The sequence below is a fragment of the Faecalibacterium sp. An77 genome, from assembly GCF_002161315.1.
Taxonomy (GTDB): domain Bacteria; phylum Bacillota; class Clostridia; order Oscillospirales; family Ruminococcaceae; genus Faecalibacterium.
Genome location: NZ_NFHK01000088.1, coordinates 1 through 2,423, shown reverse-complemented (window position 1 = coordinate 2,423; position 2,423 = coordinate 1). Strand labels below are relative to the sequence as shown.

Annotated in this window: 2 protein-coding genes and 1 tRNA gene; 2 read left to right on the top strand and 1 reads right to left on the bottom strand. The window is 55.0% G+C overall.

What is annotated here, in order from left to right; all coding sequences use genetic code 11:
• Nucleotides 1-153: 153 nt before the first annotated feature.
• A tRNA-Ser gene (locus B5G28_RS14115) sits at nucleotides 154-244 on the bottom strand.
• 208 nt (nucleotides 245-452) lie between these two features.
• On the opposite strand from B5G28_RS14115, the gene B5G28_RS14110 reads away from it, so the two are divergent.
• Entirely contained in the window at nucleotides 453-1,478 is a 1,026-nt protein-coding gene (locus B5G28_RS14110) for an alpha-hydroxy-acid oxidizing protein (protein ID WP_087249826.1), read from the top strand.
• Nucleotides 1,479-1,726: 248 nt separating this feature from the next.
• Complete coding sequence (locus B5G28_RS14105) at nucleotides 1,727-2,242, top strand: adenylate kinase (protein ID WP_087249824.1); 516 nt, start codon at nucleotides 1,727-1,729, stop codon at nucleotides 2,240-2,242.
• The last annotated feature ends 181 nt before the right edge of the window (nucleotides 2,243-2,423 follow it).

The window sequence follows — 2,423 nt, the reverse complement described above, 5'->3', positions numbered from 1 at the left end:
TTTTCTGCAGTTGGCCGACCGCAGACTTATTTTACCAGAAGGTCTTTTTATATGTAATTTTTCTACACTCCCCGGCAGAGCCGGGGGTTGTTTTTACGCTTAAGCAAACAAAACAAAAACCTCGCAGAACCTTTCGGCTTTGCGAGGTTTTTCTGGCGGAAAGATGGGGATTCGAACCCCAGAACGCTTTTACACGTTACACGATTTCCAGTCGTGCGCCTTAGACCAACTCAGCCATCTTTCCACATATTCTTTTGTGTTTGCCGCTCTGCGTTTCCGTGTCTCCCGAGTGCTCCACTATAATACCTGAATTGACGGGATTTGTCAAGGGTTTTTTGAAAAAATTTTTGGGGCTTTTTTATCTTGACGTTGCAGGCCGTCGGGCGTATCATGGAGCCAGAGACAAGAGGGGCGTTTTTGCCGCCCCGAATGGCAATAAAGGAGGATGTTCCATGACGTATACGGATGTTCTGAACCAGGCCCGGCAGCGCCTGGGCGAAACCTGCAAAGCCTGCCCCATCTGCAATGGCGTGGCCTGCAGAAACCGCATTCCCGGCCCGGGAGCCAAAGGGGTAGGGGATACGGCCATTCGCAATTATGAAAAGTGGGCGGATATCCGGCTGAATATGGATACGCTCTGCCCGGGCGGCGGGCAGGATACCACCTGTGAGCTGTTTGGCCGGACGTTCCGTTATCCCTTCTTTGCGGGGCCGGTGGGTGCAGTGAACCTCCACTACTCCGAGGCCTACAACGATATGACCTATAATGATGTGCTGGTCCGTGCCTGCGCCGCCAACGGGATTGCGGCCTTTACCGGCGACGGCACCGACCCCAACGTGATGGAGATGGCCACCCGCGCCATCGGCGCGGCGGACGGCTGCGGCGTGCCCACCATCAAGCCCTGGGACATCGACACCATCCGCACCAAGATGGATCTGGCCCGCGCCAGCAACTGCTTTGCGGTGGCGATGGATGTGGACGCCGCCGGCCTGCCCTTCCTGAAGAACCGCAATCCGCCGGCCGGCAGCAAGAGCGTGGCCGAGCTGCGGGAGATTGTGGGAATCCTCAACCGTCCCTTTATCGTCAAGGGCGTCATGACCGTCAAGGGCGCCCTCAAGGCCCAGGAGGCCGGCGCAGCAGCCATCGTGGTGTCCAACCACGGCGGCCGTGTGCTGGATCAGTGCCCCGCCACGGCAGAGGTCCTGCCCGAAATCGTGGCCGCGCTCCGCGGCAGCAATACGGCCGTTCTGGTGGATGGCGGCATCCGCACCGGCACCGATGTCTTTAAGGCTCTGGCTCTGGGCGCCAAGGGCGTCCTGATCGCCCGTCCCTTTGTGACCGCTGTCTATGGCGGCGGCGAGGAGGGCGTCCGCCTCTACATCGAGAAGATCGCCGGCGAGCTGGCCGACGCCATGCAGATGTGCGGTGCCCACACGCTGGCCGAAATCACCTCCGACATGGTCCGCATCTGCAAATAAGTTTTCAGATCGACTGTCTTTCAAGGCCGCTGCATGGTCCCGGACCCTGCGGCGGTCTTTTTGTGTCTTTTGTTCCGTGCGAGAAGTTTAAGGGGGCTTGTTGCAGAGGACAGCCTCTCTCTTTATAATAGAAGCGGAACATGCCGGAAGATAGGCAGCCGGCGAAAAGCCGATGTGAACCAAACAAAGCGACAGACCCCGTCCTGGACGGCACACAGGGAACAGAAAGGCAGAGGGAGACGAAACAGATGATTGTATTGATAACAGGTCCGTCCCATACAGGGAAAACCCTGTTGGCCCAGAAGCTCCTGGAAAAATATAAATTCCCTTATTTGTCCATAGACCATTTGAAAATGGGCCTTATTCGCAGCGGCTACACCCACCTGACCCCAGAGGATGACGACGCCCTTACGGATTATTTGTGGCCGGTTGTGCGTGAGATCGTGAAAACAGCCATAGAAAATCAGCAAAATCTCATTGTGGAAGGATGTTATATTCCGTTCGACTGGGCGAAAGATTTTGAAAAGGCATATCTCGACCAAATCCGATATTATTGCCTGGTCATGAGTGAGGCCTATATCAAAAATCATTTTGCCAGCATAAAAGAATACGCGAACGTCATGGAAAAACGCTTGGATGACCAAGGCTGCACACTGGAAAGCATTTTGAAAGATCACGCATATTTTCGGGAGTGCGCCCAAAAGCATCATCTGAAGGTTGTGCTGATCGACGACAAGTACGATGTAGACATCGACCTGGAATAATCTTCGACGAAAAACGGCTGTACTCTGGGTAGGGTAAATAAAAACGCCCCTTTGCAGGCCTGTTTGAACCGCCCCATATTGTGCGGACAGTACAAAAAAGAGGCCTGCAAGGGGTAGAAGTAAACGAATCAAAGACTGGCCTGGCGAAGCGAGAGCGGAGCCAGGCCAGTCTTTGTCTGGA